Source organism: Microbulbifer regidiadema (SeqCode) (assembly GCF_052467605.1).
On record NZ_CP174316.1, the window covers coordinates 1,377,838 to 1,399,858 of the forward strand.

Sequence of the window (22,021 nt, forward strand, 5' to 3'; positions counted from 1 at the left end):
TGCAACTTCCCTATTCTCCCGCTAGTCGTCGCCGCCTTCCAGCTCCGACCAGCGCTCAAAAGCCTCTTCCAGCTGAGCCTGTTTTTCCGTCAGCGCACTCAACTTGGCTTGCACCTGCTGCTGCTCCTGCTGGTAAAAACTGGGGTCTGCAACCTCCTGCTCAATCGCCCCGATTTCTCCCTCAAGGGTTTCAATTAAGGCGGGCAAGCTGTCCAGCTCTCTCTGAAGCTTATAACTCAGCTTCTTTTTCTTTGCCGGGGCCGCCTCTTGGGACTGAGGTTTCTCCTTCGGTTTATTGGCGGCGGGGTTTACCTCTTTCAACTCTGCGATAAAGCTGCCCCCCTGGCGCACAAAATCACCGTAGCCGCCGACGTATTCGCGAATGCGGCCATCTCCCTCAAACGCGAGACACTCCCCCACCACATTGTCGAGGAAAGCCCGGTCGTGGCTCACTAGCAACACCGTGCCGCTAAAATCGAGCAGCAGCTGCTCGAGCAGCTCCAGGGTTTCTACATCCAGGTCGTTGGTGGGCTCATCGAGCACCAAAATATTAGCGGGCTGGCTAAACAACTTGGCCAGTAGGGCGCGATTGCGCTCTCCACCGCTCAAGGCGCTGACCTTAGTGCGAGCTTTCACGCCACTAAAGAGAAAATCGGACAGGTAGGACATAACATGGCGGCTCTTACCGCCAATAGTCACTGAGTCACGCCCTTCGGCAATATTATCGAGTACCGTTAGATCCGGATTTAGCTGGTCGCGGCGCTGATCGAAATAGGCCACCTGCTGCTTGGTGCCCAGGCGAACAGTGCCACCCTGGGACTTTAACTCCCCCAGTAACAACTTGATCAGGGTACTTTTACCTACACCGTTGGGGCCAATCAAGCCAACCTTGTCACCACGCATCAGGGTGAATGACAGATCCTTAATCAGCGGCTGCTCGTCGGGGTAGGCAAAAGTGATCCCCTTCAGCTCGGCAACCAGCTTGCCAGACACCTCACCGCTATCCAGGGCCATCTTGGCGATACCCTGCTGGGTGCGGCGCGCCTCCCTCTGGCGGCGCAGTACCTGAAGTGCCCTTACCCGGCCTTCATTGCGGGTTCGGCGCGCTTTGATACCCTGGCGAATCCAGGTTTCCTCTTGCGCCAACTTCTTGTCGAACAGGGCCTCATTTTTGGCCTCCTCTTCGAGAAGCTTTTCTTTTTCTTCCTGATAGCGGTCAAACTTGCAGCGGAAAGTACGCAAATATCCGCGATCCAAATCCCAGACACTGGTGGCCAGACGCTGCGCCAGCGCCCGGTCGTGGCTCACGAACAAGAGGGCGCCGCGATAACTGGCGAGGAAATTTTCCAACCACTCCACTGCGGCAATATCCAGGTGGTTAGTGGGCTCGTCGAGGATCAGCAAGTCCGGCTCTACCACCAGCGCGCGCGCCAGGGCCGCCCGACGCTGCCAGCCCCCGGAGAGGTCGGCCACCTTCTCATCGGCATTGAGGCCCAGGCGATCCAAAGCACTGTCAACTTTTGGCAGTAACTCCCAGCCGTGCCCCGCCTCAATCTTCGCCTGGAGATCCGCTGTGGGGGACTCCCGGTAGGCCGCCAGCACGGCGCCGATTTCTCCCAGCCCCATGGCCACGTATCCGTAGACAGAATCGGGGCAATCGGCGGGCAATTCCTGCTCCAGAACCGACTGCACCATACCGCTGGCACGAACAATTTCGCCGCTATCAGCGTCAACTTGACCTGCAATCAGGCGCAACAGGCTGGACTTCCCCTCCCCATTTCGCCCCACCAGGCATATGCGATCTCCACGCTCAACTTTTGCGCTGACATTGTCCGCCAGTATCTGGGTCCCGTAGCGAAGACTGACCCCATCCAATAGAAGCAACATAAATAGGCACTACAATTAGCAAACCCGAACCTCATTCCCGCTAATGAAAGAAGCGAAGCTGGCTCTTTCGGGCTCTGTGAAAAATCAGCTATTTTACGCGTTTTTGCCGTATAGTCAGTCATAGCTGAAAATATACGTCCAACTGAGGTGATTGAGATGTCAGCTGATGCAAAAGGAATCGCACTTTTTTGTGCCCTAATTGTCGCCGGCTTCTGCACAGCGGCGCCCAGCAAGGCACTGGCGGCTCAAGCAGTCGCCAACACAGCGGAGGCACCAGAGAGCACTCTCACCGCGCAGAGAGAGCTATTGCAGCGGGCTCGGCAGGCCATCGAGCACAGGGATAAGCGGCAACTGGAAGCGCTCAAAGCGGAGCTGAAAGGTTATCCCCTGGTGGCTTACATTGACTATTGGGCGCTCAGTGACAAACTGCACCAGCTGCCGCTAAAAGAAGTTGATCGCTTTTTAGACAGCAACAAAGGGACTGCCATCGGCGACTGGATGATGGTCAAACTGTTGCGCCAGCTTGGCAGCCAGAAGAAATTCACGACCTACCTGCACTATTACCAGCCCTCGCAACACAGTCGCGCCTCTCTCCGCTGCTACTACGCCGACGCCCTATCGCGCAGGGACGGTTTCCAGGCGGAAACCCAGCAATTACTCTCGGAGCTCTGGCTTGTGGGGCACTCCCAAGTTGAGGAGTGCGATCCCGTTTTTGCCCGCTGGATAAAGAGTGGCGGACTAACCCAAAAGCTCGCCTGGCAGCGGCACCTGCTGGCGGTGAAAGAGGGCAACCTCGATTTGGCGCGCTATATCGCAAAAAAAATGATGCCTAACCAGGCTCGGAAAGCGGAACTCTTGCGCTCGGTTCATCGCAATCCACAGCAGCTTATCACTCAGACCCCTCTCGCCCACAACTCACCGGGGTACCGCGATATCGTATTGCACGGCTTGCACCAGCTGGCGAAAAAAGACGCCGCCAAGGCCGAGAGCGCCTGGCACCGCTATCAGGCCAGCTACCTGTTTTCCGATGCTCAGCAGGAAGCTATGTTCAGGCATTTGGCACGGCAATTTGCCCGCCAGGACAATATGCAGCGCTTACAGCAACTGGTTGAGCATCACAAAGTGACCGATGATCGCACCATCGAGTGGCTGGCCAGGCAATCCCTGCGCGAACTGAATTGGCAGCAGGTGGCTTTCTGGATTGACCGCTTACCGGAGGACAGGCAGCAGCTCGACCGCTGGACCTACTGGAAAGCCCGCGCCCTGGAGGAGCTGTACGGCCAGGAGAGCGCCACAGCCTCCGCCCACCTCTACCGCAAAGCCGCGCGCAATCGCAGCTACTACGGCTTTCTGTCCGCAGACACTCTGGGCCAGCAATACAGTTTTGAGCACCGGCCGGCGCCTATCACTCCGGTACAGGTGCAGGCGATGTCCAAGCGCCCCGGCTTACAGCGGGCGCGGGAGTTACAGGCGATTGGCGAACTCTTTCACGCCCGCCGGGAGTGGAGTTACGCCACGCGATCCATGGATCACCAGGAACTACTCGCCGCCGGCAAGGTGGCCAGCACCTGGGGCTGGTACCACAAGTCGATTCGCTCCGCCCTCGCGGCAGACTACCTCGACGACCTGGAGCTGCGCTTCCCTCTCGCATTTTCTGAGATTGTGCAGGATATCAGCCAGCAGGTCGGTGCCCGGAACTCCGCACTGGAGCCCTATCTGATTTACGCGGTGGCGCGCCAGGAGAGCCACTTCAGCCACGATGCAAAGTCCAGCTCCGGCGCCCTGGGGCTTATGCAACTGCTGCCATCCACCGCAAAAGCGACAGCGCGCAAGGCCGGCGTAAACTACCGGCGCAGCTGGGACCTGCTGAGCCCCAGCACCAATATTGCCCTGGGCAGTTTTTACTTAAGCACTCTGCTCAACCGCTTTGACAACAACCGCTTTCTTGCCGCTGCCGCTTACAATGCCGGACCAACCCGCGTAGCGAGATGGCTAAAAGAAACTCGCCAGCAGCTGCCCTATGATGTGTGGATCGAAACCATTCCGTTTAGCGAGACACGCAACTATGTGCAAAATGTCCTCGCCTATTCGGTAATTTACGCCTATCGAAGCGGGTCAAAACTTCAGCTACTGAGGGAGAGCGAGGCTGCGCGGCTGCTGTAACTCAAAGCCGCGCCGCAAGCCAGTCTTGCAGTTGCTCCCGCTCAAACGGCCAGCCGCAGACATCATCGAGATCCCCCAGGCCAACCACCGGGATACGAATAGAGAAGCGCTCCATCAGGGCTTCTTCTTCAGCGATATCCACCTCGCGAAGGCGCAGGTCAAACTTCTCCAGTGCGGGCCAAATTTCAACTTTGGCCTTTTCGCACAGCCCGCAACCTAAAGTCGTATAGAGTAACAGCTCTCTCATATTGCTTATCCAAACAGTCCCTGACTGGTCCCCCAAAGGTATCCCACAGCCCCCAACACAACACCGGCGAGCAACAACCAGGTCCTGCTCTTAGCCCCGGGCTTGTCTTTCTCCTCAGCGGTTTCCTCCGGCAATCGGGATTGCACCGCATGGGGAACGGTATCGACCTCGCCGGGCACTGGGGGAGCGCCAGGCAATTCGAAATCCGATAGCGCCGGACGTACGGCCGTACGATTATGATCATCTGCGGGGCCAACGACAGAAAAACTCAAGGTGTCGAATCGCAGCTCATCTCCCCTGCGCACCCGGGTCTCACTGACCCTTTTATTATTGACGAAAGTCCCATTTGCCGAACCCAAGTCAATAACAAACAGTAGCCCCTCCCGCACTTCGAGACGGGCGTGCCGACGCGAAAGGTGGGAGAGTGAAAAAGTAATATCGCACTCATCGGAGCGCCCGATAACCGAACTCTCGCGCAGCGGAAACACCTTGCCGGCAATAGCCCGGTGATTAGCTCGCAGCGCCCAGGCAACACCTTTGCCCGAGGCCGCCTTGGCAGAATCCGATTTGAGTTTGGTTACCTTGGGATCGACGACCTGAAGTAAGCGGCTGCCCACTTTGACTTGGTCGTTGACTTTTAATTGGCAGGGAGTACCCGTTGACTTGCCATTGAGCTGTATACGGGGCGCACCTGCCAAATTGTGCAGGGTCAGGATATCGCCATCGACAGTGATCTGCAGGTGTGACTTCGCTACGGAATCATCGGCTATACACAGATCACTACTCTGTGCCCGCCCCACAGTCACCCCTGGAGATACCAGCCAAACACTCTGGCTGAGATCATTAACATCACAAAGTTTGAGCATCGAAATCGTTCCTAAAGCCACAGTGGCCGTGTGAAAATTGTCCGATTATTGAAGACAGTGCGCTTAACTAATGTTAAAAAGCAGCCGAAACACTCTCTCTTTATTAATAAAGTTGAGTTTATCATGGGCAATATTATTAGCGTGTGATTAGGTTTGCAGCTTAAAATGGCCCTGTGGTCTACTATTCAACAGATTCAGTGATGACCTATTCAGCAATCGGCAGCTTATCTTCAAGCGTACCGATTACACAACAGGGAAGACGCGCATGATTACCGCAGGGTGATCAGCGTTAAAAGATCAAAATAAATTACAGGTAGTTGCACGCCAGTGAGTGAAGCCAAACTACACGAAGTATCAAGGCACAGCGAAACTGTTCAGCATAAGCAAGATGCGACACGCAGTGCCGGCGCCACCCATACCGGCTACAAGCGTGAACAGAATGAAGATGCCTATTGGGCTGCGGAAGACAAAGGCATCTGGGTTGTTGCTGACGGCCTCGGCGGTCACCACGCGGGTGAACTCGCCAGCAAAACCGTTGTTGAGGAAATCCAAAAGTCGGCAGAAACTGACCGACACTATGAGCGCGCGCTACAAAAAGCGCACGCCCTTCTCCTGGGCGATGAGCAAACCGCAGCCAATATGGGCTCCACTGCGGTTGTCGTTGCCGAAGAGAGAGACTATTTCCATATCTACTGGGTAGGTGACAGCCGTGTTTATCTCTGGGCCCCTGAAGGGGAAACAGGAAAACTCACTCAGCTGACTAGCGATCACTCCTATGTGCAGATGCTGATGGACTCCGGCGCAATCAATTCAGAGGAAGCCGCCATCCACCCCAATCGGCACGTGATCACCCGATGTATCGGCGGCAGTACCAATCCCAAGCTTGAGGTGGACCGGGTCTCCTATCGCTGGGCCGCAGGGCAGAGACTACTTCTCTGTAGTGACGGACTTAGTTCGGAAGTACCAGCTGATCAAATTGCACGGATATTAGCTGAAAACAGCAATACCCTCAGGGCTACAGAACTTCTTATCGCAGCGGCCCTAGATGCAGGAGGCAAAGACAATGTAACCGTTCAGGTGATTGATGCCCCGGCTACCGCACAACCCTCCCACACCGCCTCCCCCAGTCAAATTAACGACTCCAGCCCCCCCGGCTTCACAATCAAAATGCAGCGCCTTCTTGCCTTTTTCTTCGCAGTCGCTTTAGCCTCCGCAGCGACCTATGGACTTTCATTCCTGCTTTAAGATAAGGGAAGCACTCAATGGAAGTTGTTAATAGTGGTACCTCCTCACTACAGATACCGGGCTATCGCATCCTGAAGAAAATCAATCAGGGCGGTATGTCTTCGGTGTACCTGGCGGTACAGCGCAGTGTGGGCCGACAGGTGGCGCTCAAGGTTATGTCGCCGGTACTAAACGCCGACCCTATCTTTAGCGAGCGATTCCAGCGGGAAGCGAATATCGTCGGGCAGCTATCGCACCCCAACATTGTTGGTATTCACGATATTGGCCGCTATCGCAGCCTAAACTATATCGCAATGGACTATATGCCCGGAGGCTCAGTTGCAGAGCGCCTGGGCCGGGGCGGACTTGATCCCCTCGACGCGCTCAATGTGGTGCGCCAAATTGCTATGGCCCTGGATCACTCCCACAGCAAAGGCTATGTACACCGGGATCTGAAACCGGAAAATATTCTGTTTCGCGAAGATGGTTCGGCCGTACTCAGTGACTTTGGTGTTGCCCGAGCCATTGCGCGCACCACCCGTATGACAAACAGCGGTATGGTTGTGGGAACCCCCCACTACATGAGCCCCGAACAGGCGCGCGGAACGGCGGTAGATGGCCGCGCCGACCTGTACAGTCTCGGCGTGGTGCTCTATGAAATGCTGACTGGAGCCGTACCCTATCAGGCCGATGAAGCCGTCGCTATAGCGATCAAGCACCTCACCGACCCAATACCGCGACTACCGGCCCGCCACGCGCTCTACCAGCCCCTGCTCGATCGCTTTCTGGCCAAGGACCCGGACAAGCGTTTTCAGCGCGGCCTGGATGTCGCCGATGCCGCCGATGATCTGGTCGCCACGCTTGCGGGAAAACCCGCAAACCAAATCAGTCAGCTCAACAACTCGACCCTGAACACTTCCAGCCTGGCAAAAGCCCTGCTACTGACCATCTACGGCAGCGCGACCGATCGCCTCGGGAAAATTACCGCCAACTGGAGGGAAACAGCGGCACTGGAGAGCCCCGAACGCAAAGAGCAGCACACGGTTGTGCGCCTGCGCCAGTTCCTGGCCGAGCCGACCAAACACAAGCGCCCCTGGCTTATGAGCGGCTTAATTGTCTTCGGTCTCACCTCCCTGTGGAGCTTGTACAGCCTGATCAACCACAAGACCGATTGGCAATCCGGCATGCCTTGGCTGGATAGCGCGGCCGATTTTACCGCCGCCTCACTACTGGGCAATAAACAGGCATCCGCCTCTGCCCCCTCCCGCGAGGAGAGAGAGCCCGCACAGGTAGAAGCAGAAATAGAAGCGGAAGCAGAGATAGCGCTTAACAGTCCAGATTCAGCGGTTGCAATTGCCCCGCTAATCACCACCTTCGCAGCGCCCACCGATCAACAGAGCCCTGTCGCAGTGGAGAATGCGGCTCTTCCAGAAGAGATTCTCCCCCTGCCCGCAGAGGTGGAAAAAGAAGCGGAAGCAGAGACTGAAGTAGAGCAACCCCCGCTCTACAGCCTGACCATCAACACGGAGCCCGCTGATGCCCGTGTGCGGATTATGAATATAGCACCGCGCTACCAGCCGGGTATTGAATTAAGTCCCGGCAGGTACGACGTTGAAGTCAGCAGAGCGGGCTTCAGCAAGGTGCGCCAATGGGTTTCTATTGAGGCAGAAAATCTGGAGGTCGAGCTCAAACTGGAGCGCGCCTACACTATTGGCAGAAGCTTCCAGTCAAAGCTCACCTCCGGCGGCCTGGGGCCGAGGATGGTCCCCGTTGCCGCCGGCAGCTTTACCATGGGCAACAACCAGCGGCGCCTGGCCAGTCCCGCACACAAGGTACGGGTTGAGCAGGACTTTGCCATGTCCGTCTATGAAATTACTTTTGCCGAATACGATCGCTTTGCCGAAGCCACCGGCAGCGCAAAACCCAGCGATGCCGGCTGGGGACGCGGCGATAGACCAGTCATCAATGTGACCTGGCAAGATGCACAGGAGTACGTGAAATGGCTGTCCAAAGAATCCGGCAAACGCTACCGGCTGGCCAGTGAAGCCGAGTGGGAATATGCCGCGAGGGGAGGCAATAGCCACCAGTACTGGTGGGCCTCCAGCGACGCCCGCGGAAAAGCCAATTGTCGCCGGGGCTGCTCAAGCGAGTTCACAAAATTGTTCAGTATTAGTACCGCACCTGTCGGGCACTACCCAGCGAATCCCTTTGGACTTTTTGATACAGCGGGGAATGTCGCCGAGTGGGTAGAGGATTGCTACCAGGCCGGTTACGACTCGACAAAATCCACTGCTGCACCGGTAAAAATCAGAGGCTGCCAACTTCACACTGTCAGGGGCGGCTCAATGCGCGATATCTCTAGCAAGATATCTTCTGACTATCGGAAAGGCCTCAGTGAAACCGCGCGCGCTAAGGATGTGGGGATACGGGTTGTCATGGAACTGAATGAATAAAGGGGTTTTGGTGATTGCGCTACTAACTTTCAGCCCCTTTTTACCCGACAAAATTTTTATTAAAAACCGCAGGCACAAATAAATCTGAAATTATATTTTTGTGGCACTGCGAAACAACTTCTCTCCAACCACCAAAGCTCCCCGGGCTTAATGGCCAGCCGATAAAATCAAGCTGGCCATTAGCTTCCAACCCCTAAAGGTAAAGCGCTAGCCCTACCCTATTTCAGCCGAAACTCCCAGACATTGTGAATTTTCGGATTGCGCTGAAAGTCCTTATCTAAAAGGTTCAGCTTCTCTACTGAAAACTCACTGGAAACTTCGTCATCCATCTTAAAGCTGCGCAAATTATTGGAAAATACCAGACGCCCCTGGGGTGACAACAGAGACATACACTGGCGAATCAGTTTGCCGTGATCCCTTTGAATATCCAACACACCGCTCATCTTGGCGGAATTGGAAAAACTCGGCGGGTCGAGGAAAATCAGGTCGTAGTGGCCTTTCCTATTCTGCTGTGCCGATTCAAGCCACTGTAGGCAATCGGCCTCCACCAATTGGTGGCGATAGGGGTCCATGTCGTTCGCGCGGAAATTTTGTGCCGCCCAGTTTTGATAAGTTCTCGACATATCGACACTGGTGCTCTGCTTGCATCCCCCCAGGGCCGCTTGCACTGTCGCACTGGCGGTGTAGCAGAAAAGGTTTAGGAATGTTTTACCGGTAGAGATCTCGCGCAGATACTTGCGCACTGGGCGATGATCGAGGAAGAGCCCGGTATCCAGGTAGCTCCACAGGTCCACAGCCAGCTCAGCGCCGTATTCACCAACCCAGAGTTCCTTCCGCGATTCGGTCTGCTTCTGGTACTGGCTCCCGCCCTTGCCTCCACCCTTGTGGCTGTGACGGCGGCGCTCCTTGATACTGATATTCGCGCGGGGCAATTCGAGTACAGACTGAAGCGCCCTCAACAAATCCCGCAGGCGCCCCCGAGCTTTCTCTTCTTCAATCGTGGCCGGCGGGCGATACTCCTGCAAATGCGCGTACACGGCGCCATCCACAGTTTTGTAGATATCGATCGCCGCCGCATACTCGGGTAAATCCGCATCGTAGAGGCGATAGCAATCCACACCACTTCTAGCCGCCCACTTCCCTGTTGTGCGCAGATTTTTACGCAGGCGATTGGCGACCATTTCCGCCTGGGGTGAAAGTTTCGGCCCCTTATCTTCGCTCGCCGCCGCCCCGCTTTGCGCGCGCACTTCAAACATCAACAGCTGACTGGGGATACTGCCGTTGTAAAGCTGGTATTGCTTGTGGGAGCGCAGGCCTGTGGCATAACCGAGCTCCGGGTTGCCGGTAAACACCCCCACCAACCAGCCGGGGAATTCAGCTTTTAACTGCCGCCCCAGTTCAAAATAGGTCTCGCGCAGGGCCTCCTGCTCACCCAGGCGCTCGCCGTAGGGAGGATTTGTCAAAACCAATCCAGCCTTGACCTCTCTATGGCTCGGCACTTTAAACGCAGCTACCGGGCGACAACTCACCCGCACCTGGCGTTCCAGACCGGCCCGGGTAATATTGGCCTCAGCGGCAAACAGCACTTTCGCATCGGCATCGTAGCCGCGAATTTCCGGCAGCTCGCGGGCCAGGCCAACACCTTGGCGCTGCAACGCCTCCTCGCGAAGTTCATTCCAAATATCGCTCTGGTGGTTCAGCCAGCGCTCAAAACCAAAACTATCCCGCATCAATCCCGGGGCGATATCGGCCGCCATCATCGCCGCCTCCACCAGGATAGTGCCGGAACCACACATCGGGTCGAGCAGAGCCCCGCCCTCTGCGGCAATCTTCGGCCAGCCGGCGCGCAGCAACAGGGCCGCCGCCAGATTTTCTTTTAATGGGGCCGCGCCGATATGGGTCCGGTAGCCACGGCGGTGCAGGCTGTCACCACTCAGGTCGATGGCAATATCCAGCTTATCCCGGTGTAGGCGCAAAGCCACGGTCAGATCCGGATGGTGTTTTTCAATGCTCGGGCGGGCTCCCGAGTGGCGGCGCAGGCGGTCGACAATGGCATCTTTTGCTTTTTGAGCACCGAACTGACTGTTGCGGATCTCTCGGTTGGTACCAGAGAATTGCATCCACAGTTTGCCCGAGGGGCGAATATGCAGCTCCCAGGGTTGCTCGGCCACCGCTCGATACAGGTCTTCAGCGGTGGCCACATGCACCTGCGCCAAGCGCAACATAATGCGGTTTGCCAAGCGACTCCACAGACAGCAGCGGTAAGCCAACTTCAGGGAGCCGGAAAAATACACCGCCGCCGGTTGTTCCCGCACGGACTCCGCACCCAAATCGCGCAATTCATTGGCGAGCAGACCCTCTATTCCCTTGGGGCAGGTAGCGGTAAACTCGAGTTCTTCAGTTTGTAAATCTGTCAAAATACTTACTCATTAATCTCCCCCTGTGGGGGAATTTTTGTACGCCAGTAAAGGCCCTCTGTCCAAAGCCGTCGGCAAACAATCTGTGCCATCATTGCGCACAAACAAAACTTGAAGGCAAAAATTTCCCCTTCCCGGCCGGGGAAATTGAGCACTATCGCCTTGCCCTAAAAGAGGACGATTATCCCATTTTGTGGCAGAAGAGAATACGCCCTGCCGTCAAATACTACCTGCCCCATAAGTCACGCCCGCACTGAGCGCTGTGGGCCCTACGACTATTTTCCGATTCCTGCTCGACCACTTTACTCTTTCCTCAAGATGGTCTGAGTCGGCCCGCCCAAGGTCACATTTCTTTCACTAAAATTTATTGGGAGACACCCAGAAATAGAACCGTCTGCTAACCTGCCGACAAACTCTGCACAAACTGACAAAGTAGAGGTGCCGTATACGATGAAACGCCAAAAACGAAATCACGCCGACAGGGCATTCTATAAGGGCTATTTGGCAGCCCTGAACAACAAGTCTATGGATAGTTGCCCATTTGTCGAAGAAGATTCTCACCAGCAGTGGGTCAACGGTTGGCGTGAGGGGCGGGAAGACTACTGGAATGGCTTTGACAGAGTGACCAAGGCGCAAAAGCTGGAAATCTACGGCGCCGTTTCAACCAAGGTCCAATACCCCGACGGGTGGAGCACGATTTAGCCGCGATAGGGGGGCTTGCTACCCAAGCCCCCTCTCCAGCGCGGCGGCCTATTAATCAGCAGCCTGCTCTCGATCTTTGCTGCGGCGCTCCAAGGCAATAGCCTCTGCCGCTTCGCGAATCAATTCGGGTCCCCGATAGATAAATCCGGTGTACATCTGTACAGCGGTTGCCCCGGCACGAATCTTTTCTGCGGCACTATCGCCGTCAAAGATACCACCAACGCCAATAATCGGGATCTGTTTGCTCAGCGCTTTCGAAAGCAGTTCAATCACCTTGGTGGATTGCTCCCGCAGGGGCTTTCCGCTCAAACCGCCCTCCTCGCTACCGCAGGGCAGATTAGCGACGGAGGATTTATCAATGGTTGTATTGGTGGCGATAACACCATCGATATCGTACTCGCACAGTGCCTCAGCGATCTGTGCCACCGCATCGCCTTCCATATCCGGGGCAATTTTGACCGCAACCGGAACGTAGCGATCGCTCTTTTGCGCCAGCTCCATTTGCTTGTCTTTGATACTGCCGAGCAAGCGGTTGAGACTGTCACCAAACTGCAAGTCCCGCAGTCCCTTGGTATTAGGGGAGGATACATTGGCAGTGATGTAATCGGCGTAACCGTACACCTTCTCCATACACAAGCAGTAGTCATCGGCGGCCTTTTCCACCGGAGTATCGAAGTTCTTGCCTACATTGATACCCAATACGCCACTATAGCGGCGCTTTTTCACCCGCTGAATCAGGTAGTCGACACCGAGATTATTAAAGCCCATGCGGTTGATAATCGCATCGGCCTCTTCCACCCGAAACAATCGCGGCAGCGGATTGCCGGGCTGGGGGCGAGGTGTCACTGTGCCCACTTCAACAAACCCAAAACCCAGTGCCCCGAAACCGTTAAAGGCCTGCGCATTCTTGTCCAGACCGGCCGCCAGACCCACCGGATTGGGCAGGGTGAGCCCCATCAGCTCGACCGGATCATCCGGCACCGACTTTTTGTACAGGGACATCAAGCCGAGGCGCTCTGCGGCGCCGATGGCATCAATCGACAAGTGGTGGGCCCGCTCAGGGTCAAGCGCAAACAGGGCTTTACGCAGTGTTGAATACATACCTTTCCTTACGTGGGGAGGCGAGCCCTTCGAGCAGTGAAGGGCTCTCTATTGTGATGACGGTACAGCAGGGGCCTCTGAGCGGCCCCTGGGCTCGATTCCGCTACTGCTCTGCCAGGACTTCCCGGTCCGCAGTGGCGTGCGCGAGGTACATAAGTTCGCGCAGGGCCACCGTAAACATGGCGAAATCGCCGACAGCAGTAGACTTCAACTCGGCGATCATATTGTGCCAGCGTTGAATAGCGGGCGCCATGATAGCGCTCCAGCGGGACATTGCACCCTCTACATCAAGATTTTCAGCCTTACCCAAACGGAGAATGTTCACCGCCAGTGTCGACAACTGGCTATCCAGATCATCCATGCTAGTCTCACGAGCCTGGGCCTGCCAGAAGCTGTCCACCGGCAAGTCGACGATCAGATTGCCAAACCAGTGCAGGTTCAGCTCGTCGGAGAGCCTGAAATAAACCGTGGCGACCTCCTCTACCGGCGTATCGCTGGCTCGCGCCGACTCGGAGATGCCCAGCGCTGAGTAGAGGTAGGTGGGCGATGCCGAGAGCAGAGCCAGGTCCTCCGGCACCCCGGCTTCCAATAACTTCTGGTAGCGCTGCTCCCATTCAACCAGGGGTTCTCCACTCAAGACCTGCGGCAGCGCCTTAATAACCCGCTGTACCGGCTCTTGGAACAGTTCACAATTATTAGCCGGCTCCAACTCATTGCGACGGTTGCGCAGGAACCAGCGCGTTGCCCGGCGCACCCGGCCAATCATCGAGTTCAGCAGTTCCGTCTGCAACTCCGCCGGCACCTTGTAATCCAGGGCCGCCAGCTGTTGCTGGAAGTCGTGCATTTTGTACACATCGCGCGCGCTGACATAAGCGGCGGTGACATCGTTCACATCGGCGCCGGTGGCGGTGCCGATGCGGTTGTAGAAGGTGATCCCCATGCTGTTGACCATCTCATTGGCAACCTGGGTCGCCACAATCTGGCGCAGCAGTGGGTGGTCGTAGACCTGATCGCGATAGCGCGCTACCAGCTTCTCCGGGAATGCAGACTCCACCGCAAAACGCACCCGCTCATTGTCGGTGATTTGTGCATTTTGCAGCTCCTCCTTCAATTTCACCTTCACGTATGAAATCAAAACCGATAGTTCAGGGCGGGTCAGGGACTGTCCCTTGTGCTCGCGCTCAGAAATCTGCTCGTTGTCCGGGATAAACTCCAGCGCGCGGTTCAGTCGGCCGTCGTCTTCCAAGGTGTTGATGGTTCTGCGGTACTCATCCAGGCGCTTGGCAACCTGATACTCCGCCACACTGAGGGCAAAGGTCTGCTCGTAGTTGTTGTGCAACACCAGCTCGCCGACAGCATCGGTCATGCCATCGAGCAATTCATTGCGCTGCTTCTCGGTCAGATCACCATTGGCAACCACCTTGTCCAGCAGGATCTTGATGTTTACCTCGTGGTCGGAGCAGTCCACACCGGCAGCATTATCGATAAAGTCGGTGTTACAGCGCCCGCCATTGAGCGCAAACTCAATGCGCCCGCGCTGGGTCATGCCCAGATTGCCGCCCTCACCAAAGACCTTGGCGCGCAGCTCTCGGCCATCAACGCGCAGGTGGTCATTGGACTTGTCGCCGACCTCAGAATCTGTCTCGGTGGTGGCTTTAACATAAGTGCCAATACCGCCATTCCAGATCAGATCCACCGGCGCTCTGAGCAAGGCGCTGATCAATTCATTGGGATTGAGCTGGTCCTGCTTGATATCAAATGCCGCTTTCATCTCCGGAGTAATCGCGATGGCCTTGGCGCGGCGCTCAAAGATACCGCCACCTTTGGAGATTAATTTGCGCTCGTAATCTCTCCAGCTTGAGCGGGGCAGCGCGAACAAACGCTGGCGCTCTTTAAAGCTGGATGCCGCATCCGGATTGGGGTCCACAAAAATATGCAGGTGGTTAAAGGCCGCTTTCAGACAAATGTGCTCGGACAGCAACATACCGTTGCCGAACACATCACCGCCCATATCGCCGATACCGACAACAGAGAAGTTCTCTTTCTGGACGTCCACCCCCATCTCTCGGAAGTGGCGCTGCACCGACACCCAGGCACCGCGCGCAGTGATCCCCATTTTCTTGTGGTCGTAACCCTGGCTACCGCCGGAGGCGAAAGCATCGCCCATCCAGAAACCATACTCCCCGGCAATACCGTTGGCGATATCGGAGAAGGTCGCCGTTCCTTTATCCGCAGCGACCACCAGATAGGGGTCATCTTCATCGCGGCGAACAACGTGCTTGGGCGGCACAACTTCACCGTCTTTCAGGTTATCGGTGATATCCAGAAGACCGCGAATAAAGGTTTTGTAGCAGGAAATCCCCTCTTCCATCATGGCTTCGCGGCTGCCATCGGCGGGCGGGCGGCGCACAACAAATCCGCCTTTAGCACCACTGGGAACAATCACCGCGTTTTTCACCGCTTGGGCTTTTACCAGGCCCAGAACTTCTGTGCGGAAATCTTCCAGGCGGTCAGACCAGCGCAGGCCGCCACGGGCGACTTTACTGCCGCGCAAGTGCACACCTTCCACCCGTGGAGAGTACACAAAAATCTCAAATTCCGGGCGGGGCTCGGGAATACCGGGAATATCCCGGGGGCTGAATTTGATCGAAATATAATCCTTGGGCTGCCCCTCCTCATCCGCCTGGAAGAAGTTGGTGCGCAGGGTCGCCAGGATTAGCTCCAAGTAACGGCGCAGAACCAGGTCTTCGTTGAGGTTGTCCACCGCATCCAGGCCGTCGTGAATTTTTGCAATCAAGCGCTCGACACGGGGCTGCTCCTGCTTGCCGCTGCTTAAACGGGGATCGAACATCGCCCTAAACAGGGCTACCAGATTGCGGGTGATATCCACATGGTTGGCCAGGGTAGCGGCGATATAGCTCTGGCTGGCACTGGACTTGGTTTGCTTCAAATAGCGCGCATAGGCGCGCAGCATGGATACTTCACGCCAGTTGAGACGCGCCGCCAGTACCAGGCGGTTAAAGGCATCGCTCTCCGCCGTATGGTTCCAGATTGCCGCAAACGCATCCTGGAACAGGCTGCGGGATGCCTGCGCATCAATTTTGGTGGGCAAGCCAAATTCCAGATGGAACTCGTGCATCCAGACATCGGTGTAGCCACGGGGGCGGATGGTATAGGGAAATTCTCCAATAACCCGCAAGCCCAGGTTTTCCAATACCGGGATCACATCGGACAGCGTCAGACCGCTGCCCCAGTTAAATACCTTAAAGCGCAGGCTACCCTGGGCCGCACCCACCGGCTGGTAGAAGCTCATTGCCACCCGGTTGTCTTCATTCAGGCTCTGAACGGCGGCCACATCCTGTACGGCAATACGGGGCTCAAAGTCCTCCCGATACCCCGCCGGGAAGGCGCGACCAAAAGTGCGGTAGAGGCGGCTGCCCTCTTCTTCCCCACTATTGTCAATCAGTGATCTTTGGAAAACATCTTCCCAGGAGCGGGTAATATCCACAATTTGCGCCTCCAGCAGCGCGACATCTAATTCAACAGGCTCATCGGGAGATACGCGGAAAACAAAATGCACCCGCGCGAGAATAGACTCGGAGAAGAAAGTGGTGAAGTCCGAGTCCTTGGCATTGATCGCTTTGGCAATATGCGCACAAATCACCTCGCGCACATCGCTGTTAAACAGTTCGCGGGGGACATAGACCGTGGCAGTAACAAACTTACCAAAGGGGTCGCGGCGCATAAACAGGCGGAGGTGCGCGCGCTCATTTAATTGCAGCACCCCCATAACCACCTCAAACAGCTCTTTGGTGCTGCCCTGGAAAAGCTCGTCCCGTGGGAAAGTGTCTAGAATCCGGCGCAGGGCTTTGCCGTCGTGCCCCTGCCCGGAGAGACCACTGGACTCGATAATCGAGGCCATCTTGCGGCGAATAATCGGAATCTTAACCGGGCTCTCAGTGTAAACCGGCGAGGTATACAACCCCATAAACGCCGCCTCACCGATCACATCACCCGCGCTGTTGTAGCGCTTGATGATGACGTAGTCGGAGTAGGCCGTGCGATGCACCCGGGACTTAACCGAGGACTTGGCAAATGTCAGGTAATTGGGGCCCTGGTAAAAACGCTGTTTACCCTCGCTGAAAGAGGTTTCCAGCACCGGGGCCGCCTCTTCCAGTTTTTTGAAAATACCGAGTCTGCGATCTTCGACTTCATTGAGGATTTTCTTATCCCCAACCATGCTAAATTCGTATTCGCGGTAGCCGAGGAAAGTAAAGTTACCATCGCGCATCCACTGCAAAAATGCACTGGCTTCCAGCAGGTTGGCATCTTCTTCCGGAAGACCCGCCTGTAACTGCCCCTCTATGGCACTGCATGTTTCCAGCATGGGGACATAGTCGTCCACCACCAGCTCAATATCACCGAGTACATCTTTTAGGCCGGTCATCAGCCCCGAGGCAAATTCCGATAAAGTGTCGTGATTAATCTCGACATAAATCATCGCCTCGTTGGTGATATGCCGACCTTTTGCCGGCGGCTTCTCCCCCGAGGCGCTTTCCTCTGGCGGCAGCAGGCGCGTCAGCTGCCCCTTGGCATCGCGCTCGACTCGAACCACAGTACTCTTGATTGAGTGAGTGACCGTATTCTTCCGGTTGATCTCCATGCGAATGGAATCCACCAGAAAAGGCATATCCCGTTGCAGTACACCGATTACCGTGTGTGAACACTGCCAGCCATCATCTTCGAGACGGGGATTAAATACCTTCACCTTGGGGAGGCCGCCGGGACGCTGCTGGATAAAGTTCCACCAGGTGTATATGCAGCCATAGACATCGACAAGACGACGGCCGGCCAGATCTTCCAGTGGATACTGGTTGAGGAACTGCTGGGCAAAAGCCACAACGGGTTCAGCCTCGCTGGTCAGCTTGTCACGAATCAGCTCGCTAATCTGCGCAACCAATTCTTCACGGCTGTCGGTAATAACCGTCGCCATATTCACGGGGAACCTCCCAATCTCATTTTTGTCACATCGAATCCAAACACTGTAGATCCGAAAAGGTCATCATCTCAGCCCATACGCAGCTGCAGGGTCGAGTCCTAAAAATTACACTTTCAGTCAGGCAGTGAGGTGAAGTCCATTCCACCTCAGAATCCAGTCGGCTCAACAGAGGCCCTTGACTCAAGAGTTGCCTCTTCATTTGGTGCCGTTAAAATCAACAGTCGCCACCCTGTGGGCGGCGACTATATATAGATGGTAGAAAGCCAGCCAAGTCCGTGCGGCGGCTAAATGCTCAGAAGAAGAGAGACTATGGAAGCAAACCAGACTATTAGGGATCAGATCGCCGCACTGGGCGATTGGTTGGAAAAGCAGATTATTGGTCAAGAGAAACTGGTCAACCGACTGCTGATCGCCATGCTTGCCGACGGCCACCTTTTGGTGGAGGGAGCACCAGGCCTGGCCAAAACCAAGGCCATTAAAACACTGGGCGAAGCTATTGAGGGTGACTTCCATCGCGTTCAGTTTACGCCAGATCTGCTGCCGGCAGATATTACCGGCACCGACATTTACCGGCCGGAAACCGGAGAGTTCCATTTTCAGCCAGGTCCAGTGTTTCACAACCTGATACTGGCCGATGAGATTAACCGCGCGCCGGCCAAAGTTCAGTCGGCGCTGCTCGAAGCTATGGCAGAGCGGCAGATTAGTGTCGGCCGGAAAACTTATCCCCTTCCCCAGTTATTTTTGGTAATGGCTACCCAAAACCCTATTGAGCAGGAAGGTACTTATCCTCTGCCAGAGGCACAGTTAGATAGATTTCTAATGCAGGTAAATCTTGCCTATCCCGATGCGGAGGCGGAAGCAAAAATCCTGCGCCTGGCCAGATCCGAGGCTAGCCTTGGCGAAAATCGCCCCACTAAAATTATCAGTGAGGAGACCATTCTCCAGGCCCGCAACCAAATTCTGGAAATGCAGATGGTTGAAGCCGTGGAAACCTATACTGTCCAACTTGTCATTGCTACTCGCGAGCCGGCGAAGTATGACAGCGAGCTGGCGTCATGGCTAGATTTTGGTGCAAGTCCGAGGGCAACAATTGCACTGGACCGCTGCGCGCGGGCACACGCCTGGCTCGCCGGGCGCGACTACGTCACCCCAGACGATGTAATGAGTGTCGCCCCCGATATTTTACGCCATCGACTCCTACTGAGTTTTGAAGCGGAAGCCGCAGGAATTACCGCCGATCAGGTAATTGAACGTTTACTGCAACAGGTTCCAGCGATCTGATGTCCGCAGAAACAGCCCCAACAGAACTCGAGCTGCGCGGCGCTTACCCCGAGGTAACGCCGCTGGTACAAATGCGCTACGCCGCGCGGCAGCTGCAATTATTCAAACCGCGACTCGCCCGCAGCGACCAGGCCGGCAGCCTGCTCACTCGCTATCGCGGTCGCGGCATGAATTTTGAGGAAGTGCGGGATTACCAGGCCGGCGATGATGTGCGCTCCATTGATTGGCGCGTAACCGCTCGAACCGGCCAAACCCATACCAAGCTTTACCAGGAGGAGCGGGAGCGCCCAGTGGTGATCCTGCTGGACTTGCGCTCGCCGATGTTTTTCGGCAGCCAAAGAGCATTTAAATCGGTAACGGCCAGCGGTATTGCGGCAGCCCTGGGCTGGGCGGGCCTGCAACACAGCGATCGCATCGGAGCACTGCTTTTTTCCGACCGCGCAATCGACACTGTGCGCCCGCGCCGCAGCCACCACGCCGTGCTATCGATGATTCACAGTACGGTGGCGCGGGCGGCAGAGCTAAACAGCCCCATTGCCGAACAGGGTAGTCAATCGCTGAAAACATTACTCGAGGAAGCGCGGCGAATCGCACGCCCCGGTAGTGCGCTCTTTTTAATCAGCGATTGTCACGATCTCGACGAGACCTGCTCACAACCGCTCTACCTTTTGTCCCGGCATGCCGACCTCCAGGTACTGAGAGTATCGGACCCCCTGGAGCAACACCTGCCAGGCCAGTCCCTCACCATATCCGATGGCCGCCAGCGCACATTTCTTCACGCCGGCAACCGCCCGGTACACGAACACTTTGCCGAAAAGCAGGCCCGCGCCCGCGCCGGAGTCGAACAACTGTGCCGGCGTTATCGCCTGCCACTGCTGGACTTTGACAATACCCAGCCGCTGATTCCAGCGCTGATGTCGGTCTACGGCTCGCGGCAGAGAAACGGCAGGCAAAATACGAGAAGGCCCAAGTAGTAATGATTTTTAACGTGCAGAAAAAGCTGACCGCCATTATTCCGGCGAGCGAAGGAGCGAAGGCAAAATGCACTGGCCATTTAATTGAGGGCCGGTCGTGACACGAGGAAGTCTTCTGCCAAAACAAATGCCCTCGCCGGCACCCCAAGCTCCCTCGCCTGAGGCCCAGGAGTTGTTAGCGCAACTCCGCGACATCCAGGAGCCCGCAGCGATCAATTGGTGGCCGCCCGCTCCCGGGTGGTGGATATTGGCCGCATTAATTCTGGCCGGCCTGGTCGCCGCCGCTCTGTGGTGGCGGCAGCGGCGCAAAAAAGCTGAGCGCAATCGCTATCGCGTAGAGGCAGCGGCACTGCTCGCCGCAATAGAGATTGAGCAAACGACTGCGGTGGCGGAGATTAATGAAATACTCAAGCGAGTTGCAGTGACTACCTACAGCCGCACGGAGTGCGGCAACCTCACCGGCACGGCATGGATCGAATTTCTGAAAAAATCGGCCCCGCTTGAATGCCCCGCCGATGCACAGCAGGCGCTCCGCGAAAACCTCTATCGCGGCACTTGCGATCCGGACAAAAACCGAGCGCTACAGGAATACGCTATTTTGTGGGTAAAGCAACACGGACAATCCAGCACAAGCCACTCACAACACCCGGGCGGGGAGGCTGCGCATGTTTGAATTTGCCTGGCCGTGGGTTTTCTTTTTAACCCCGCTCCCACTGCTCGCCCGCTGGTTGCTACCCCGTGCCAAACCCATGAGCAGCGCCCTCAAGGTGCCCTTTTATGCGGAGCTGTCCCAGCGCGGCGGCGGCGAGCAAAACAACCTGCTCAACCTGATTTTGTTAATTCTGATTTGGCTGCTCTTAATCAGTGCCGCAGCTCGCCCCCGCTGGTATGGAGAGCCGATTTCTCAGCCCAGCAGCGCGCGAGACCTCCTTATTGCCGTAGATATTTCCGGCAGCATGGAAACACCCGATATGGTGATTAACGGGCGGCCGGCGATGCGCATCAGCGCCGTCAAACAAGTTGTCGGCAACTTTGTTGAGCGGCGCAAGGGCGACCGCTTGGGGCTGGTACTGTTTGGCACCCGCGCCTATCTACAAGCCCCCCTCACCTACGACAGGGAAACTGTAGGCACCCTGCTAAAAGAGGCACAGATTGGTTTCGCCGGACAGGGAACCGCTATCGGCGATGCCATAGGATTATCGGTCAAACGCCTAACCCAGCGCCCCGCCGACCAGCGCGTGCTGATACTCCTCACCGACGGCGCCAACACCGCCGGGGAAGTCTCCCCGCTCAAAGCCGCCGAGCTGGCACAGCAAGCGGGCATTACCGTCTACACCATCGGCGTGGGCGCCGATGAAATGGTCCAACCGGGCCTTCTGGGGAGCCAGTTTGGCAGCCGCAGAATTAACCCGTCGCGAGATCTCGACAGCAAGACCCTCAAGGAGATTGCCGACAAAACCGGCGGCCGCTACTTCCGCGCCCACAACCCGCAAGAATTGGCAGAAATCTATGCCGAACTGGATAAACTGGAGCCTGTCGAACAAGAGGCGGAGAGTTACCGTCCCATGAAGTCCCTGTTTACCTGGCCCCTGAGCATCGCTCTGCTTCTGGCTGGAGTTTGGGCCCTGATTCCCCTGGCGGGCAACTTGAGACTCCCCGCCAAGCGTGAAGAAATAAGTCGCACTAACGGAGGCCAGGCCCAGTGAC

Annotated in this window: 14 protein-coding genes; 8 read left to right on the forward strand and 6 right to left on the reverse strand. The window is 56.3% G+C overall.

What is annotated here, in order from left to right:
* Window positions 1-21 precede the first annotated feature (21 nt).
* Window positions 22-1,887 (reverse strand): ATP-binding cassette domain-containing protein, encoded by a 1,866-nt coding sequence (locus ACJJIF_RS06635; protein WP_444931448.1) that lies wholly within the window; start codon window positions 1,885-1,887, stop codon window positions 22-24.
* Between the two features lie 156 nt (window positions 1,888-2,043).
* Between ACJJIF_RS06635 and ACJJIF_RS06640 the strand changes: the two genes are divergently transcribed.
* Window positions 2,044-4,050, forward strand: coding sequence for a transglycosylase SLT domain-containing protein (locus ACJJIF_RS06640; RefSeq protein WP_444931449.1), 2,007 nt, complete (start codon window positions 2,044-2,046; stop codon window positions 4,048-4,050).
* 1 nt (window position 4,051) lies between these two features.
* On the opposite strand, the gene ACJJIF_RS06645 is transcribed toward ACJJIF_RS06640, so the two are convergent.
* Complete coding sequence (locus tag ACJJIF_RS06645; RefSeq protein WP_444931450.1) at window positions 4,052-4,297, reverse strand: glutaredoxin family protein; 246 nt, start codon at window positions 4,295-4,297, stop codon at window positions 4,052-4,054.
* A gap of 5 nt (window positions 4,298-4,302) precedes the next feature.
* On the reverse strand, window positions 4,303-5,163 hold the full coding sequence (locus ACJJIF_RS06650; RefSeq protein ID WP_444931451.1) for an FHA domain-containing protein: 861 nt from the start codon (window positions 5,161-5,163) through the stop codon (window positions 4,303-4,305).
* Between the two features lie 327 nt (window positions 5,164-5,490).
* Here ACJJIF_RS06650 and ACJJIF_RS06655 point away from each other — a divergent pair, with 327 nt between their 5' ends.
* Entirely contained in the window at window positions 5,491-6,408 is a 918-nt protein-coding gene (locus ACJJIF_RS06655) for a PP2C family protein-serine/threonine phosphatase (protein ID WP_444931452.1), read from the forward strand.
* Between the two features lie 17 nt (window positions 6,409-6,425).
* Window positions 6,426-8,840: a bifunctional serine/threonine-protein kinase/formylglycine-generating enzyme family protein gene (locus ACJJIF_RS06660; RefSeq protein WP_444931453.1), complete on the forward strand. Its 2,415-nt coding sequence runs from the start codon at window positions 6,426-6,428 to the stop codon at window positions 8,838-8,840.
* Between the two features lie 218 nt (window positions 8,841-9,058).
* On the opposite strand, the gene rlmKL is transcribed toward ACJJIF_RS06660, so the two are convergent.
* A complete protein-coding gene (gene rlmKL / locus ACJJIF_RS06665) occupies window positions 9,059-11,257 on the reverse strand; it encodes a bifunctional 23S rRNA (guanine(2069)-N(7))-methyltransferase RlmK/23S rRNA (guanine(2445)-N(2))-methyltransferase RlmL (protein WP_444931454.1) in 2,199 nt (732 codons plus the stop codon).
* 450 nt (window positions 11,258-11,707) lie between these two features.
* Between rlmKL and rmf the strand changes: the two genes are divergently transcribed.
* Window positions 11,708-11,959, forward strand: a complete 252-nt coding sequence (rmf, locus tag ACJJIF_RS06670) for a ribosome modulation factor (RefSeq protein WP_444931455.1) — start codon at window positions 11,708-11,710, stop codon at window positions 11,957-11,959.
* Between the two features lie 51 nt (window positions 11,960-12,010).
* Here the strand turns inward: rmf and ACJJIF_RS06675 are convergent, their stop codons facing one another.
* Complete coding sequence (locus tag ACJJIF_RS06675; RefSeq protein ID WP_444931456.1) at window positions 12,011-13,060, reverse strand: quinone-dependent dihydroorotate dehydrogenase; 1,050 nt, start codon at window positions 13,058-13,060, stop codon at window positions 12,011-12,013.
* Between the two features lie 103 nt (window positions 13,061-13,163).
* A complete protein-coding gene (locus ACJJIF_RS06680; protein WP_444931457.1) occupies window positions 13,164-18,059 on the reverse strand; it encodes an NAD-glutamate dehydrogenase in 4,896 nt (1,631 codons plus the stop codon).
* 309 nt (window positions 18,060-18,368) lie between these two features.
* Between ACJJIF_RS06680 and ACJJIF_RS06685 the strand changes: the two genes are divergently transcribed.
* The 4 genes from ACJJIF_RS06685 to ACJJIF_RS06700 all read left to right on the forward strand — a co-directional run bounded on the left by ACJJIF_RS06685 (window position 18,369) and on the right by ACJJIF_RS06700 (window position 22,020).
* On the forward strand, window positions 18,369-19,340 hold the full coding sequence (locus tag ACJJIF_RS06685) for an AAA family ATPase (RefSeq protein WP_444931458.1): 972 nt from the start codon (window positions 18,369-18,371) through the stop codon (window positions 19,338-19,340).
* Window positions 19,340-20,314 (forward strand): DUF58 domain-containing protein, encoded by a 975-nt coding sequence (locus ACJJIF_RS06690; RefSeq protein ID WP_444931459.1) that lies wholly within the window; start codon window positions 19,340-19,342, stop codon window positions 20,312-20,314. The genes ACJJIF_RS06685 and ACJJIF_RS06690 overlap by 1 nt, the downstream gene beginning before the upstream one ends.
* 97 nt (window positions 20,315-20,411) lie before the next feature.
* Window positions 20,412-20,987: a DUF4381 domain-containing protein gene (locus ACJJIF_RS06695; RefSeq protein ID WP_444931460.1), complete on the forward strand. Its 576-nt coding sequence runs from the start codon at window positions 20,412-20,414 to the stop codon at window positions 20,985-20,987.
* Window positions 20,980-22,020: a vWA domain-containing protein gene (locus ACJJIF_RS06700; RefSeq protein WP_444931461.1), complete on the forward strand. Its 1,041-nt coding sequence runs from the start codon at window positions 20,980-20,982 to the stop codon at window positions 22,018-22,020. Before ACJJIF_RS06695 ends, ACJJIF_RS06700 begins: the two co-directional genes overlap by 8 nt.
* Window position 22,021 lies beyond the last annotated feature (1 nt).

Coding starts and splice junctions, on each gene's coding strand:
- ACJJIF_RS06645 (WP_444931450.1), bottom strand. CDS start 4,297: ATGAGAGAGCTGTTACTCTATACGACTTTAGGTTGCGGGCTGTGCGAA.
- ACJJIF_RS06700 (WP_444931461.1), top strand. CDS start 20,980: ATGTTTGAATTTGCCTGGCCGTGGGTTTTCTTTTTAACCCCGCTCCCA.
- ACJJIF_RS06685 (WP_444931458.1), top strand. CDS start 18,369: ATGGAAGCAAACCAGACTATTAGGGATCAGATCGCCGCACTGGGCGAT.
- ACJJIF_RS06640 (WP_444931449.1), top strand. CDS start 2,044: ATGTCAGCTGATGCAAAAGGAATCGCACTTTTTTGTGCCCTAATTGTC.
- ACJJIF_RS06690 (WP_444931459.1), top strand. CDS start 19,340: ATGTCCGCAGAAACAGCCCCAACAGAACTCGAGCTGCGCGGCGCTTAC.
- ACJJIF_RS06635 (WP_444931448.1), bottom strand. CDS start 1,887: ATGTTGCTTCTATTGGATGGGGTCAGTCTTCGCTACGGGACCCAGATA.
- ACJJIF_RS06675 (WP_444931456.1), bottom strand. CDS start 13,060: ATGTATTCAACACTGCGTAAAGCCCTGTTTGCGCTTGACCCTGAGCGG.
- ACJJIF_RS06650 (WP_444931451.1), bottom strand. CDS start 5,163: ATGCTCAAACTTTGTGATGTTAATGATCTCAGCCAGAGTGTTTGGCTG.
- ACJJIF_RS06660 (WP_444931453.1), top strand. CDS start 6,426: ATGGAAGTTGTTAATAGTGGTACCTCCTCACTACAGATACCGGGCTAT.
- rmf (WP_444931455.1), top strand. CDS start 11,708: ATGAAACGCCAAAAACGAAATCACGCCGACAGGGCATTCTATAAGGGC.